The organism is Dehalococcoidia bacterium (assembly GCA_028711995.1).
Taxonomy (GTDB): Bacteria; Chloroflexota; Dehalococcoidia; order SZUA-161; family SpSt-899; genus JAQTRE01.
On record JAQTRE010000077.1, the window covers coordinates 1 to 13,589 of the forward strand.

A 13,589-nucleotide genomic window follows, 5' to 3' on the forward strand; every position below is an offset into this window, starting at 1 on the left:
GGCCAGCGTTTACTGGCCTATGGAGTAAGCGCGCATTACCGAGATGTTCTGAATGTGACGGGCCTAGATCAGGTCATCGCCATCCACGGCAGCCGGGAAGAGGCGATCTCATCAGCAGGAGCTTCGGCCGATAAGTCGGTCTCTGGTGAAGCTCCGCAAGCCAACGCGCGAGATATCTCCTATTGGGCAAAACCGGTTTCCCGACTCACCGTTCCTCCGATGCCGCCGGAAGCGATCAACAGGAATATGAAGGGTCTGCGTGTCGTCGGCCCGGTGGAGGGATTTGGGCAACTCTGGCAGAAGGTGTATCGATTGCGAGTGAGTAAAACCGGCATCACCCCTGAAGACGCCATCAAAGCATTGACGAAAAACTTCCCCAGCTTCCAACCTCCCTACAATCGATTCTATCCCATGCCTGCAGGGATTCAGCCCGGAGAGGTAGTGGCCATCGACTCATCCACACCGGGAGGTCCGGTTTCCACTGGTGTGATGGTGCTCTACGCCGATGAGCGATCCTTCACCTTCATTACACCTCAAGGGCATCCCGAGTCGGGGTGGGTGACCTTCAGCGCTTTCAGGACGGAGGGAGAAACCGTCGTGCAGATACTCGGACTCGCCCGCGCCAACGATCCCCTCTTCGAAGCCGCTTTTCGAGTTGTCGGCTCAAAGATGCAGGTGAAGATATGGACTCACGTCCTCACTTCTCTGGCCACACATCTGGGCGTGTCACCGGATATCACGGTAGAGCCCACATGCGTGGATGCTAAGATGCAGTGGTCGCAAGCAGGCAATATCTGGTACAATGCCCAGATCAGGACTCTTATCTACATGCCTTTCAGATGGCTTGGGAATCGGGGCGGAAAGAAGACAGATGCCGAATAGACTCGAATACGACGCAGTTGTTGTTGGATCGGGGCCGAATGGATTAGCTGCTGCCATAACGCTGGCCCGGTCCGGACGTTCGGTTCTGGTGGTTGAGGCCAAAGATAAGATCGGGGGCGGTATGCGCTCCTCTGAGCTGACCCTCCCCGGATTTGTTCACGATGTTTGCTCGGCAGTTCACCCGATGGGAGTTGCGTCCCCTTTCTTCCGTTCGCTCGATCTGGCCTCGCACGGCTTGGAATGGGTTCATTCCCCGGCCTCGCTTGCTCACCCCCTCGATGACGGCGCAGCTGTATTGCTGGAGCATTCCGTTGATGCCACCGCCCAGACTCTTGGAACGGACGCGAAGCGCTACAGCAGGCTGATGAAACCGCTGGCCGAGAATTGGGATAAGCTGCTGGATGACGCTCTGGGGCCGCTGCATTTTCCCAGACATCCCCTGGTGTTGAATCGGTTCGGGTCTCTGGCGGGCGAGTCCGTCGACTATTTTGTGCAAAGCCGTTTCAAGTCGGAAAGAGCGCGTGTCCTTTTTGCCGGTGTTGCTGCTCATTCTATCCTGCCGACGGACCGTGGTTGGGGGGCTGCTTTTGGATTGATGCTGTGCGCCGCCGGTCATAGCACGGGCTGGCCGATAGCCAAGGGCGGCTCGCAGAGCATAGGAGACGCTTTAGTACGTTGTCTCGTGGCCTTGGGTGGGGAAGTGAGCACCGGCATCGAAGTCCGATCGCTGAGAGACTTGCCGAAATCGAAAGCAATCTTGCTGGATGTGACCCCGCGACAGCTGGCGGCCATCGCCGGAGATCAGCTTCCGCCGTCGTATAGAGAGCGACTCGTGGAGCATTCCCACGGACCAGGCGTATTCAAAATGGACTGGGCGCTGAGCGGCCCCATTCCGTGGAAAGACAGCCAATGCCTGAAAGCAGCCACGGTTCACGTTGGGGGAGCCTTCAAGGAAATTGCAACAGCGGAGAATGCGGTCTGGAAGGGAGAGCATCCCGAAAAGCCGCTGGTCATTCTGGCGCAACCGAGCCTCTTTGATCCCACGCGCGTCCCCGATGGCAAGCAGTCGGCATGGGCTTACTGCCACGTTCCCAACGGGTCGACCTTCGATATGTCGCCGAGAATTGAAGCCCAGATTGAACATTTCGCTCCGGGTTTTCGCGATCTCATTCTGGCGAAGAAGGTCATGAACACCTCAGATATGCAAGACTACAATCCGAACTACATCGGGGGAGATATTGCCGGAGGTGTTCAGAATCCTTTCCGCCTGCGCGTGAGACCTCTGGGGCAATGGAAACCGTACGCCACGCCTTTGAAAGGGGTTTACCTGTGCTCTTCGTCCATGCCGCCGGGGGCCGGTGTGCATGGAATGTGCGGATACCATGCGGCAAAAACGGTCCTTCGGGAGGTATAGAAGGTCACAGGTGTTAATGTGTCTCGGAAGAGATTGTCGAGGGTTCTCCGGCGTGCTTCGACATACGGGTTAGCTCCTTTGAGCAAACGAGGAAATGGTAAATGTTCACGATAAGTAGTCCCCATGGGGTCAACGCGGATTCAATAGCCGCTGCCATCAGCAATTCGGGGTGGGGAGACGCCGCAGAAGTGGCAGGGGTGAGTTGCGGCGCAGTTCTCGCAATCTTGATCATCCTGTTCATGGTCATGTCCATAGTGGCTGTGGTTCTCCGAAAGCTGGGACCAGGCCAAAATCCGGAGGAGAACCCCCCGGAGGAGAATCAAAAGTGAAGCAGTGCCCACAGGGGCTTGACGGCTAACTTCAAGGGATTAGGAAATGAACAGCTTGATTAAAACCGGATTTGACGCGTTTGGCTGGCATCAGTTGGTAATGGTTTTCGTCGCCTGCCTTCTTGTATATCTTGGCATCAAGAAGAAATGGGAGCCTTTGCTTTTGATCCCCTTAGGATTCGCTATCCTTTCGGTTAACCTCTTCGCCGGACTGGTGGATGCCCAACTCGATATCAAGGCCCCGGTAAATGGGGAAGTCACCTATGTGAGCCCCAAGTTGCAGGAACTGGAAGAGCCGGATGATGATGTCAAAGTTGAGGAAGGATCGCTTCTATTCCGGATAACCCTTCCGGATGGAACGGTGCAGGACATCGTGGCCACAGAAGACGGAAGGATCAAGAAATCCGATATCCACGTTGCAGTCGGTGATGCAGTTTATGCCCATGACCCGTTGGTCAGGCTGACACAGGTTTCGGTGCTGGCCGAAGGGGCAAGTGCAACCGGGCTCTTCTCAAGAATATTCGAGTTCGGTATTGCGAACGGAGAACTGATCCCGTGTCTGATATTTCTGGGGCTGGGAACTTTGACTGATTTCGGGCCTCTTATTGCCAATCCCAAGATGCTGTTTCTTGGAGCAGCAGCGCAGGGTGGGGTCTTTATCGCCTTTTTTGCCGCTCTGGCTGTGGGGGAAGGCTGGCTGGGATGGACGGACTTCGGAATCAGGGAGGCGGCTTCGATCGGGATAATAGGCGGAGCTGACGGGCCAACGACGATCTTCCTCACCAGTAGATTATCTCCGCAGCTCTTGGGAACTACTGCGGTGGCTGCCTACACTTATATGGCGATGGTTCCTCTCATCCAGCCTCCCGTTATCAGGCTGATGACAAGCAAAGAAGAACGAGCGATATATATGAAACCGCAACTGAGAGAGGTTTCACGCCTGGAAAAGATACTCTTTCCCTTCATCGGTGCCATTGCGATCATACTGCTGGTTCCCGAATCGGCTCCGCTGATTTCTATGTTCATGTTCGGGAATCTGTTGCAGGTTTCGGGAGTGGTTGACAGACTGGCCAAAACAGCGGGCGAATCATTCATGGACATCCTCATCATATTCCTGGGCATCTCCGTGGGAAGTATGATGACGGCGGAGAATTTTATCAAGAGGGATACCCTGATTATTTTCGGACTCGGAATCTTTGCCTTTGCTTCTGCGACTGCAATAGGGATTATATTTGCCAAAGTGATGGGCAAGTTCTCCGAAGAGCCGATAAACCCGTTGATCGGGGCCGCTGGAGTTTCGGCGGTGCCGATGTCGGCTCGAGTGGTGCAACGGATGGGGCAAGAAGCAAACCCGCGCAACTTCTTGATCATGCATGCGATGGGGCCAAATGTCGCCGGCGTAATCGGTACTGCGGTGGTTGCAGGGGCATTGCTGGGCAAGATAGGCGGCTAGCATAGGCCCCGATGGCGTGTTTCCCACTTTCGATGGGGAAACGTTCATACTGGTCTTTCAGGAGACGATCACACGACTCGCCCCAGCCGATGTGAAGCTGTATTTTGGCTGATCGATCCAATCCCATGGCGTCCAGCACTATAGCAGAGTTCACCTCCAATTACCGAGCGTCAACCTCTCACACGGTCAGGCGGTAAAGGTCCATATGCATCAGCCCTATTCTTTCAGATATGTGGAAACCTGCCTGGCTGGTAAGGCCTTGAATGACATCAGGGCTCAGCCGATCCTTCAGAGGGGGACCGTGCTCCTCTTCCCGATATGGCCACTCCAGGACAATCACTCTCATCCGGGCAAGTCGCCTGGCTTCCTTGAGCGCCTTGAGCGGATCATCTGCCTCGTGGAGAAGGTGTCCCAGAAACACCAGATCAAATGAACGGTCCGGATACGGAACTGCTTCGGCCGCAGCTTCTACAAACTTGGCCGACGACACGTAACTTCGCGCAATGGTCAGCATCTCCGCACTGGTGTCTATCCCGGCCACCTCCAGTCCGATCCCCTCAAATGCCTCGGCGAACACTCCGGTGCCTGTTCCGATGTCGATCATTGACCTAGGTGCCAATCCCTCGATGCTCAATCCAACCACGCGGTCTATCTCCAGCCGGGCCATCCTCTCGGGAGAACGCAGCCGGTCCGGGTGAGCGTGAAAACGGCGCGGGTGCATTTCAGCTTCTGCCATTATCTCATCTCCGCTGGCCGAAAGAGTTTTCTTAATGGTGGACTGCGATACTCTGAGTCAACCTCAGCAAATGGGGCGACTTCCTCAACGAGGAAGCGATTCATCTGCTTCTCAGCAGCCGGGTTCCCCCGGATGGCCGCAGCAGCTCTGTCTCTTCCATATTTTGGTGGCGTTGTTTCTGAAGAGCAGGTATATTTTTCGATGAAAGGGGATGGGAGCTTTCATGTTGGTGAAAAAAGCTCGCAGACTTGGCATTTTCTCATTCTCCTTTTCTAATTGAGTCAAGTGCTGATTGAGGGAATTCACCCCCCTGGCCCCCACTCTTGGGGGAAGCAGGAAAACTTGGGGGACACCCTTGAACCCCCGATCTCGGCCGAGGGCAGGCCCCTGGCAGGAAGTGTCCTGCACCACTTAGTGAGAGGTCACTCAATTCTCATAGATCGAATTGTCGGGCAGAAAACACTGCGGATCAACGGAAAGGAAATCGCCGGACCACGCATAGGCGATGGCCCGGCAGCCGCGGCAGTTGGCCCATCGGCGGCAACTCCGGCATCGGCCGGTATATCGATTCTTGTCCCGGAGAGCCTCCAGTACTTCCGAAGTAGCCCATATCTCGCGCAGAGAATCCCTTCTCAGATTGCCTATGCCGATATCGAGCCGTCTGCAGGGCATTACGGTTCCATCCGGCATCAGCGTTATGCCGGAGACGCCTGCGGCGCAGCCCCCCATCGGAACATCAGAGGTGACTGGATCAGAATCCTGCGATTGCATTTGCAAGGCCAACGGGTCCCCCGATACCAGCTTGAGCCCATCCGGATTGAGGGAAAACAGCATTTCATAGAGGGACTGCACGCGGTTCGGGGTGAGTGCCTGGTCATAGAGCGCCCTGCCCCTTCCCCAGGGAACCAGCCTCGAAAACCCCAGTTTTTGCACGCCTGCGGCCAGCGAGACATCCACCAGCGCCATAAGCTCATCGGCATTCAGCAATGAAAGCGTTGCATTCAGGGTGACCGGTATACCCTCGGTGACAAGATTGCGCACACCCTCCAGCGCTGAGTCAAAGGTTCCTCTGCCCCTGATCTTCTCGTGAATCTCTCGCGGCCCTTCAATGCTTACCTGAACCCCGGAAACGTCCAGCTCGCTCAGGCGTCTGGCAGTCATGGGATCGATAAGGGTGCCGTTTGAGAGGATGCTGAACTCAAAACCGTGTTCCCTGATAGCGGAAAGGATATCGAACAGATCGCTACGCAAGAACGGTTCGCCACCCGTGATGGTCAAACTGGGGGAAAACGCCATGTTATAAGCTTGCGACCATGCCTCGAACATCTGGGCGATCTCATCGAGAACCCCCAGAATCTCGGGAAAGGACATCTCATCGGTATCTGGACTGGATTGATAGCAGTGCTTGCATCTCAGATTGCAGCGCTCTGTCAGGTGCCACTGGATCAAGAAATCCTGCTGTTGAGATATCGACATCCCTGAACCTCATGGGGGATCACAAGCGTCCCCTGAAGCACAAACCAACCCTCTCCCCCTCCGGGGCTTCGATCTTGAGTGTGCTGAAGTGCGGTGAGCAGTGATGGCTTTGATGCCGAACCGGCATCATTCGTTCTTTCAGCTCTTTCACTTGCGGCAAAATGCAGGGTTGCTCTTCTCTGCCGCCTCTCTCATCGCTTTCCAGAAGGCCGCTTCTCTTTTGAGGGCTTCTGTCCCAAGTGGTTTCTTCACGGTGTTCACCTCCCTCGTTTGGTAGTGGAACGAGTCCAACACTTTGAGCCGGGCGCTATGACCGCAAAAGAAGAAATATATTCTGTGGAATACAGAGAGCCGTGCTTTGATCTTCAGCCATCCGCACAGGGGGGTGTGGACGGATGTATATGAGGGTCATTGCCTGAGTCCAGACGCACTCCCTCTCCAGAGTGTGACTATCATAGCCCTTCCATCTCCCGATTGTCAAGGGGATTTAAGATGGACGTGTTGGGCAAACTTCACCACCAGATCATTTTGGCATCGTCGATGCAATTCTCCAGATCGATCTCGGGGAACTCCTTGGGGTCTTTCAGTGCATCGATCTGGCAGAGAAACTCGTTACCGGCCCGATCCTTTACCCATACCATCGGCTTGTCTGTGCTCTTCTCTTCCACAGTGATCCTCCTAGCAAGTTCTGGCTCTCTTTTGGGTTAGAGGTGACCGATGTTTGCGTGTCCTTTGGCAGAAAAGGCGCTCCGTTCATGCTGAGCTTGTCGAAGTATGAACGTGGGTGTGATGCTCTTCTTTGCAGACAAATGCTAGAAGCGTTCCTTCAGGTTCCGGCGGAACAATGCCCGGTTCCAGCCACCCGCAGTGGAACGTATCTGCATGGCGCGGGGAACATACCGTAACCCCAGCACGATGAGAAGTCCTATTGAGTAGGTCACCATCGACGAGGATTCATAGACTAGCCAGGCGACGACGGGGAAGACCCACAGCGAAACACTATAGGCCAAGGTAATGAAACGGCTGATGATCAGGATCAGGGCAAACAGGGCAAGGTAGATGGGAATCCCCTGGGGCATCAGGGCAAACAGCACTCCGATGCAGGTGGCTCCGCCTTTCCCTCCGCGGAATTTCAGAAAGACCGGGTAGATGTGCCCCAGAATCACGGTTGCTCCGGCCAGCATCTGGATTGCCAGGGATTGGTCGAGCCACTGAACAAACAGGACCGCGCCCAGCCCTTTGGCGATATCGATCAAGAGGACCATTATCCCTTCGAATACCCCCACCCGATAGAGGGTATTCATGGCCCCCATGTTATGGCTGCCTTCCTGGCGGATATCGATGCCCTTACGCCATCGGCCCATCAGATAGGCCGTCGGGAAGGAGCCCAGGAGGTAGCTAACAAGCAGGCCGAGAAATATGCCCATATCCTCCCATCACGTGTTCGTTACGAATGGCTTGCTTTTATCAAGTTGGCTTATTGTACCACATCACATCCGGTGTTGAAGGAAGTCCGTTCCGTCAACACCCTCAGGAGACCGGCGACGCTCTTGGCATCGCAGATGTCCCCCTTGGCGATCAGGGCGGGTATATCCTGCAACGGCACGCGGAAGACATTCATGATCTCATCGCCATCGGGAGTCTCATCGGTCGGGGTCAATTCAGTGGCCAGATAGAGGTGAAGATACTCGGTGGAATACCCCGGTCCGGCATAGAAGCCGCCAAGGTCCTGAGTCTCATCTGCCGAATAGCCGGTCTCTTCCCTCAATTCACGATAGGCGGCCTGTTGCGGGTGTTCCTCCGGTTCTATTTTGCCTGCCGGGATTTCCAGCAACATTCGATCCACGGCGGTGCGGTATTGGCGAACCAGAAGGACGTTCTCTTCGGAATCGATGGCCACAACCGCCACACAGTTGGGAAATTCGACGATCTCTCGGATCGTTTCCCTGCCCGAGGGCAGCTGAATTTTATCCAGCCGCAGGCTGACTCTTTTGCCTTTGTAAATCTGCTTTCTGGCTAAAAGCTTCTCCACTGTCAACGGGTTCACCTCAGTTTCAGGATCATGGCAGTTTCGTCGCAATCGGGATACTTGGGACATCGCTGGCATTCCCCCCAGACTTTGCGGGGAAGCTCCATCAGGCCGACTTTCTCAAATCCGAATTTGCCGAAGAAAACAGTCTCATAGGTCAAACAGAAGACATTCGGTACGTCCATCTGTCTGGCTTCTGCAATACAGGCCTCGACGATGGCTGCCCCGATGCCTTTGTGCTGATGTTTTTCGTCCACGGCCAGAGCCTTGATTTCCACCAGATCGGCCCAGTTAACGTGTGCGGCTCCGCAGCCCGCCACTACATCTCCCTGGCGGACAACAAAGAAATCCCTCACGTCTTCATAGAGTTCGCTTAGCGGACGGGCCAGCATTCGGTCCTTTGTGGCGAAGTGGTTGACCAGTTTGTGAATCCGGGGCACATCAGTAATCTTGGCTTTTTCAACTTTCACTGGCTCATCCTCCCTTGCCGCTCAAGCGTTGCAACAACGTCTGATGGAAAAAAGTTCGTGGCTGGATTCTCAAGAGTCGGGCAGTATAGGGGCTGCGGCTTATTTTAATCACGTCCCCGCTCTGCAACGGGAATTCGATCTGCCCATCGATGCTGATTCTGGCCTGATGAGCGGTCTGCACTTCAAGCTCGACCACGGATTCTGAGGATAGCACCAGGGCAGTGGTCAATCCCAAGTGAGACATGATTGGCGTGAGGAGCAACTCTTTGGCCGCCGGGAAAATGATAGGGCCGCCGGCAGACAGGGAATATCCGGTGGATCCGGTTGCTGTGGCCACAATAACGCCATCGGCCTTGTAGGTGGTGATTGGCTCACGGTTGACGGATGTTTTGACCTGGATCACCCGGACAAACTCGCCTCTGGCAACGACCACATCATTCAAGGCATGAAGGATCGGTGAGCCTGTGTGTGAGGGCAGTTCGGCCTGGAGCATGGTGCGTTCATCAATCCAGCCTTCCCCTTGAAGGAATCGGGGAATCTTGCTAAGCGCTTCCTGGCTGGTGAGTTCGGTGGTAAACCCCAAGCTGCCCATGTTTACGCCTAGAATAGGAATTCCCGCAGGCGCAACCAGCCGTGCCACCCGCAGGATGGTGCCGTCCCCGCCGAGGCTGAGGATCATCTCGGTTCCGGTAAGCTGTTCTGACGCCTCTCTCTCATTGGGGGTGGGACAAATCCATACCGGGTTTTGCAATTTTCCGAGGGTCTTGGCTATCTCCAGGGCCAAGCCCTTTGCTGCTTCAATTCTAGGATTGAACAGAACGCCCACTTTCTGCATGCTTTTCATCAGCTAGATTCTAACATAAAAAGCTATTGAGACACCAAGAGAGGAGGATCATCGGTCTCCATTTGAATCCGACAAAGGCCGATCCATGGTAAGATTGTTCTCCTTGTCATTCGGAGAGATAATGAGGAATCTGAGGCCCTTCTCCTGCTCAGGGTGATATTTTGGGGGTAATTGCCAGGCAGTCTGTATCTCTGCGGAGAACCCCGATATCCCCACAGGAGGGACTCTTTCTTCAGGGCTTTCTCGGCCGCAAATGAACATTCGAAATTTACCTCAATTTACCAAATTTTAACCAAGATTTAACCTGATGAAGGTCTCTTAGCCCTAGACACGGGGTAAAGATAGTGGTATAAGTATGTCAGTCACGGCCAAAGGCTCAGTAGGTCTTTGTTGAAAGGGGGGAGAGAATGATATCAATGGACGATCTGATCCCAACTCGCAGATTCATCGCTACAATGGTGGTCCTGATCTTGCTGGCGGCAGCATTGCCTGCGGCGTTGATGGCGGGCTCGCCGGGGACGGCCCACGCCAGCGGCACAATTATCTACGTTGATGTTGATGCAACCGGTATCTCCGCCGATGGCTCTTCATGGGCCAAGGCCTACACAGACCTTCAAAGCGCCCTGACTACAGCGGTCTCTGGAGACCAGATCTGGGTGGCCGTGGGAACCTACACGCCAAGTGTGCAAACGGACCCTTCTGATGCTCGTACCGCAACCTTTCAGATGAAGAAAGGCGTGGGCATTTACGGCGGCTTTGTCGGGACGGAGACCACATTGGGCGAGCGGAATGTTACCGCCCATGTGACCATCCTCAGCGGGGACCTGAACGGGAACGACATCCCTGGGGATTTCATCAACAATCGCTCGGATAATTGCTACCATGTTTTCAATCATCTCAATGGTTTAAGCTTGGATAGTAGCGCCATGCTGGATGGTTTCACCATTGCGGATGGAAATGCTGATAATAACAGCGCATATCCCGATTACGCTGGTGGCGGGATGTTCAACGAAAACTCATCGCCGACAGTGACCGCCTGCACCTTCTCCGGTAATTCCGCCGTTTCTGGTGGTGGGATGGAAAATTATGACTCATCGCCGACAGTGACCAACTGCAGCTTCTCCGGCAATTCCGCCGTTTTTGGTGGTGGGATGTACAACAATGCCTCGTCGCCGACAGTGACCAACTGTATCCTGTGGGGGAACACGGCAAGCGATCAAGGGGACCAGATTTGCAATGATAACAGCATGACCAACATATCCTTCTCGGATATTCAGGATAGCTTTGACATCGATAATAACTGGGATGCCGGTTTGGGCAACGATCTCGGCGGAAACATCGATGCCGATCCGCTGTTCTATAACCCAGCAGCTGGTGATTTCCATCTGACCAAGTTCTCCCCGTGTGTTGACACTGGCACCAACACTGGAGCCCCGGCCACGGATTTTGAAGGAGAGGCTCGGCCCTATAACGGTACCACGGATATGGGAGCCGATGAGTGGACCCTGGCAACCGGCCCAGCCGCCCCGTTTCCGGAAATCGCCACTGCGGTTCTGCTCCTGATGGGAATGCTTGGTCTGGCCGGATTCTTCCGGCTGAGGAAGAACAAGGCGTTGGTGGTTTGATCTTTTGGGATTGACTCTTGGCGGTTAACAGAGGGAGGGCAGGCCCGCTGGGCCTGCCCTCATTTATTTTGCCATTTGTGTCACTCTGAGTTCCCGATTCCGCGCGGTGGGATGCGCCCGGCAAGAAACTTTGCGCGGCAAGTCCATCACGCCCCATTTGTCTTTCCGGCCCCGTATCGGGTACGGGGTAAACTCCGGCCGGAATCCAGTCGCTCTTGGACCCCGGTTTTCACCGGGGAGACGGATTAAGGCTTTTCCCTTTACAGGCCAGGGAGTTTCTGAACAGTTGATTGGAAGCCTGCCCTGTCCCCGTCCAACAAAAAGGATTACTTCCTGTTTGTTTCGAGTGTTCTGCCCTATCCCCGAGCCCGCCGACTAACTGAGACAGATCACTTGATCTGAGTTCCATGAATTGATCGGGCCGGCATATGGGTACCGGTATGTTTCTGGGACGAGACCCTCCGAGGTCTCATCCGCCCTAAAGCGGAATAGAGCCCCAATAGGTGTTTGGTGCAGACACTCGGCCTGCGAGCCTAAACAAAACAGCGAGTCGGAATACTGAACAGACAGAAGCCATCTCCATATCGAAACAAAAGGATTGCCCAGACCTCCGGTCCGGTCAACGGAGACGGTCTGCCCTATTGACAAGAGGAGGCCTTATAGGTGTTGGCTGGCCCGTTCATTTAGCCGGGCGAGTTGGTGAGGGCACTATGTCGTCTAGCGAAAGATGAAGCGCCTTTGCGATACTCGCTACGACCTCGGTGCTACCGGTACGCTTCCCAGTCTCAATCTGAGAAAGGTAGGCTTTGCTGATGCCGGCAAGATCAGCCAGTTGCTGTTGCGTGAGCCTGCGGTGCTCACGCCAGACCTTGATGGGGTTTTGGCCATCAAGTATTGCGTAGGTCAGCTGACTCGGTACTAGCTCCTCACCTTCTTCGATACCGCGCTTGGCTGCCTCATAATCTTGAATATCCTGTAGTATTTCGGCATCTGCCAAAAGCTGCGCGTATACGTTATACGGGACTATTGCCCACTCAGGCTTGCCATCCTTTTCAATAATCTGCACGCTCATTTGTATGCACCTCCCCTCGGGCCAATCTTCAACACAAGGATTCGCAACTCATGCCCGTCGATTTCGTAGATAACCCGCCAATCACCAATTCGCAGACGAAAAGCTGGTGTCTTCTGAAGCCTCGTCGCATTCTTATGTGTTGCATGAGGGTCTTCGGCAATTCGATCAAGCTTCTCTCTTATCCGCTGTGCAGTGGCTGCTGGCATCATTCTCAACGCCTTGTCAGCTTGCTTTGTAAAGACAATCTCATGCATGGCCCAATGTTAGCATAATGCTAACTAGTATGCAACCAGTGATTCCTTGGTGAAAACACTTCGGGCCTGAGGCATGGAAGCAAAATCAAGGTTTCACAAGATGAGTCCTGTAGCAAGCCAACGTCCGAATTGAGCCGCCGCCAGAATTTATGCCGGACAGCCGTTGTTCTAAAACCTGCTCCCGGAAGCTGGACCTCACTCAAAAAATGGCGCTCTTGGGGTCGCGCTCCAAGACGTTATGCTAAAAAGCAGCTGAGGTCTTGGCAAGGATGACCCCCCGTCTTATTCTAGTTTGCAGTCAAGTCGATACTTTTGATCCATGGCCAGTAGGTTAAGCTCATAACGGCATTTTTGTCGGATGCCATCTCGAATAGTCCTTGTTCTGCTTGTTGGGTGACGGCATCGAGCGAATGAAAGACCTTGTTGGCGAAGTAATTCTTGCGGAGACGATTCCATATCTGTTCTGACGGATTGAATTCGGGTGAATAGGGTGGCATGAACACAAGCGAGATATTCTCAGGAACGATGAGTTCCTTGCCTCTATGCGATGATGCGTCATCCAGTACCATGATCATGAAATCTTCCAGATGATTCTGGTGGACTTGATTCAGAAAACGACTCATGTTCTCGGTGTTCATCTTCTCCAATGTCATATAATCAGGGCTCCATCCCACGGGCTTACCGCAGCGTATTCATACCTGAACTCTCGTACCAGCGCCATTTTTATCATTGGCCTGATCGGTGTCGGCGCCCAACAGGCGCGAGGATCACTCATCCGTCCAAACCGGGCTTCATCTTGAAACAATGAACTACCCCGCTGCTTGCGGCGGGGTAGTTCATTTCTGATAAGAAGTGGGCCTATCGGAAGTGTTTGTGTCCGTGTTGCGTCAATAGAAACTGTTACCGAAAATACGTTATTTGCTTCATAATTGCGGTTACCCAAATGAGGAATAGCAGAGGCGTGGAGATGTGGGTCAACTCGAAGAGTTGTCCACTTGTCCACGC

The 13,589-nt window shown here is 54.1% G+C and carries 15 protein-coding genes; 5 read left to right on the forward strand and 10 right to left on the reverse strand.

What is annotated here, in order from left to right:
• The 4 genes from PHV74_10540 to PHV74_10555 all read left to right on the forward strand — a co-directional run.
• The coding region (locus tag PHV74_10540) for a hypothetical protein (protein ID MDD5094799.1) at positions 1 to 882 on the forward strand (882 nt) is incomplete at its 5' end.
• Positions 872 to 2,296 (forward strand): NAD(P)/FAD-dependent oxidoreductase, encoded by a 1,425-nt coding sequence (locus PHV74_10545; GenBank protein ID MDD5094800.1) that lies wholly within the window; start codon positions 872 to 874, stop codon positions 2,294 to 2,296. The genes PHV74_10540 and PHV74_10545, both read left to right, overlap by 11 nt.
• A gap of 101 nt (positions 2,297 to 2,397) precedes the next feature.
• Positions 2,398 to 2,625, forward strand: a complete 228-nt coding sequence (locus PHV74_10550; protein MDD5094801.1) for a hypothetical protein — start codon at positions 2,398 to 2,400, stop codon at positions 2,623 to 2,625.
• A 46-nt stretch (positions 2,626 to 2,671) separates the two neighbouring features.
• Positions 2,672 to 4,078 carry a sodium ion-translocating decarboxylase subunit beta gene (locus PHV74_10555; GenBank protein ID MDD5094802.1) on the forward strand — a complete coding sequence of 469 codons (1,407 nt, stop codon included), beginning with the start codon at positions 2,672 to 2,674 and terminating at the stop codon, positions 4,076 to 4,078.
• Positions 4,079 to 4,256: 178 nt separating this feature from the next.
• Here PHV74_10555 and PHV74_10560 read toward each other — a convergent pair whose 3' ends face one another.
• The 7 genes from PHV74_10560 to PHV74_10590 form a co-directional block, all read right to left on the reverse strand.
• Positions 4,257 to 4,814 (reverse strand): methyltransferase domain-containing protein, encoded by a 558-nt coding sequence (locus PHV74_10560; protein MDD5094803.1) that lies wholly within the window; start codon positions 4,812 to 4,814, stop codon positions 4,257 to 4,259.
• Between the two features lie 426 nt (positions 4,815 to 5,240).
• A complete protein-coding gene (locus tag PHV74_10565; protein ID MDD5094804.1) occupies positions 5,241 to 6,290 on the reverse strand; it encodes a radical SAM protein in 1,050 nt (349 codons plus the stop codon).
• A 512-nt stretch (positions 6,291 to 6,802) separates the two neighbouring features.
• On the reverse strand, positions 6,803 to 6,958 hold the full coding sequence (locus PHV74_10570; GenBank protein MDD5094805.1) for a hypothetical protein: 156 nt from the start codon (positions 6,956 to 6,958) through the stop codon (positions 6,803 to 6,805).
• Positions 6,959 to 7,102: 144 nt separating this feature from the next.
• Positions 7,103 to 7,717 carry a glycerol-3-phosphate acyltransferase gene (locus tag PHV74_10575; GenBank protein MDD5094806.1) on the reverse strand — a complete coding sequence of 205 codons (615 nt, stop codon included), beginning with the start codon at positions 7,715 to 7,717 and terminating at the stop codon, positions 7,103 to 7,105.
• 50 nt (positions 7,718 to 7,767) lie between these two features.
• Positions 7,768 to 8,337: an NUDIX hydrolase gene (locus tag PHV74_10580; GenBank protein ID MDD5094807.1), complete on the reverse strand. Its 570-nt coding sequence runs from the start codon at positions 8,335 to 8,337 to the stop codon at positions 7,768 to 7,770.
• Positions 8,334 to 8,789 (reverse strand): N-acetyltransferase, encoded by a 456-nt coding sequence (locus PHV74_10585; protein ID MDD5094808.1) that lies wholly within the window; start codon positions 8,787 to 8,789, stop codon positions 8,334 to 8,336. The genes PHV74_10580 and PHV74_10585 overlap by 4 nt, the downstream gene beginning before the upstream one ends.
• Before the next feature lie 4 nt (positions 8,790 to 8,793).
• Positions 8,794 to 9,633: an NAD(+)/NADH kinase gene (locus PHV74_10590; protein ID MDD5094809.1), complete on the reverse strand. Its 840-nt coding sequence runs from the start codon at positions 9,631 to 9,633 to the stop codon at positions 8,794 to 8,796.
• Positions 9,634 to 10,040: 407 nt separating this feature from the next.
• On the opposite strand from PHV74_10590, the gene PHV74_10595 reads away from it, so the two are divergent.
• On the forward strand, positions 10,041 to 11,258 hold the full coding sequence (locus PHV74_10595) for a right-handed parallel beta-helix repeat-containing protein (protein MDD5094810.1): 1,218 nt from the start codon (positions 10,041 to 10,043) through the stop codon (positions 11,256 to 11,258).
• A gap of 679 nt (positions 11,259 to 11,937) precedes the next feature.
• On the opposite strand, the gene PHV74_10600 is transcribed toward PHV74_10595, so the two are convergent.
• From PHV74_10600 to PHV74_10610, 3 genes are all read right to left on the reverse strand, one after another.
• Complete coding sequence (locus PHV74_10600) at positions 11,938 to 12,330, reverse strand: helix-turn-helix transcriptional regulator (GenBank protein MDD5094811.1); 393 nt, start codon at positions 12,328 to 12,330, stop codon at positions 11,938 to 11,940.
• Entirely contained in the window at positions 12,327 to 12,584 is a 258-nt protein-coding gene (locus tag PHV74_10605) for a type II toxin-antitoxin system RelE/ParE family toxin (protein ID MDD5094812.1), read from the reverse strand. Before PHV74_10605 ends, PHV74_10600 begins: the two co-directional genes overlap by 4 nt.
• Positions 12,585 to 12,871: 287 nt before the next feature.
• Entirely contained in the window at positions 12,872 to 13,237 is a 366-nt protein-coding gene (locus PHV74_10610) for a transposase (GenBank protein MDD5094813.1), read from the reverse strand.
• Positions 13,238 to 13,589: the final 352 nt, after the last annotated feature.